Annotated in this window: 3 protein-coding genes; all 3 read right to left on the reverse strand. The window is 36.6% G+C overall.

The window, feature by feature from the left end:
• Window positions 1-15 precede the first annotated feature (15 nt).
• A complete protein-coding gene (locus B2X72_RS08990; protein WP_088161518.1) occupies window positions 16-585 on the reverse strand; it encodes a Crp/Fnr family transcriptional regulator in 570 nt (189 codons plus the stop codon).
• A gap of 70 nt (window positions 586-655) precedes the next feature.
• Window positions 656-838, reverse strand: a complete 183-nt coding sequence (locus B2X72_RS08995; protein WP_286849222.1) for an SIP domain-containing protein — start codon at window positions 836-838, stop codon at window positions 656-658.
• An 80-nt stretch (window positions 839-918) separates the two neighbouring features.
• Window positions 919-1,112 (reverse strand): 3,4-dihydroxy-2-butanone-4-phosphate synthase (locus B2X72_RS09000; RefSeq protein WP_286849223.1); only part of this gene is annotated, 194 nt, incomplete at its 5' end.

Here is a 1,112-nt window from a genome sequence, read left to right on the forward strand (position 1 = left end):
TAGGCCAGTTGAGTTTTAGAGCTTTGACTTTAAACGGCTCAATGTCTCCTGTGAAATATTCAGATAGGAAGCAACTATTCTATTGGACAGCCTTCTGACAACCATTGGATTTTCATCCAACAATAAACGATATTTTTCAAGGGCATCTTGCATTAAAAATGACATCAGACGCTTTGTATTTGTCACATAGGCAATTTCCAAATAGAGACGGTAGAACTTCTCCCACTGTGGAATAAGGTCCAACAAATGATAAAAATCCTTATGACTTATATAGTAGATTTCAGTAGGTTCCAAAGCCTGAATAAATTCTTCAGACTCTTCTCCTGTAATAAAACTAACTAATGCGGTTGCAAACTGATTCTCAAAGGCAAAGTAGCGTGTTGCTTCTTGTCCAGACTCATTTATAAAAAAAATACGTAAACACCCCTTGGTCACGAAAAATGAGCGTTGGCTTATTTCACCATTGGCCAACAAAAACTCATTTTTCTTTAGCTTTAAAGGCTTAAAATAGGAGCCTATTAGATGTAATTCATCTTCTGTTACCGTAATTTTACTCGTGATATAGGATATCAATAGCTCATCCATTTTAATTGCTGTTCTAAATTAATTTCCAGCAAAACTAATAAAATTGGATTAACAGAAACTAATTTAAGAACTAGATCGGCTCATTTAAATTCGTAAGTTCACTTTCTGCATGCCCCGCTCTCCAATATGCACAGGTATATAGGTCTTGTGAAGTCCTCCCCTTTTCCTCCCGAAAGTAATGACGTAATTCTTTCACAATGGCATACTCCGCAGCAATAAAGATATAGCTCGTTTGATCATCCGCCCTGCTCATCGGTTAAATCAAATATTACCCGGATAAGATGTGGTGTAAGGTACTCTTTTCGGCCAACGCGGAATACCGATCTTATTTTTTTAGTGTTTGTCTGATTCATATACTGTTTTTCGATAATTACTATTTAGCTTTCTATAGGTAATAATATCCTCAATAGATAATACGGTAAGATTATGTTTCAGTCCGAATGTTGAGACCTCATTCAAACGCGCCATTGTCCCATCCTCATTCATCAATTCACATAAGACAGCCATCGGTTCTAAACCCGCCATAA

This window comes from Sphingobacterium sp. UBA7253 (genome assembly GCF_002472745.1).
GTDB classification, from domain to species: domain Bacteria; phylum Bacteroidota; class Bacteroidia; order Sphingobacteriales; family Sphingobacteriaceae; genus Sphingobacterium; species Sphingobacterium siyangense.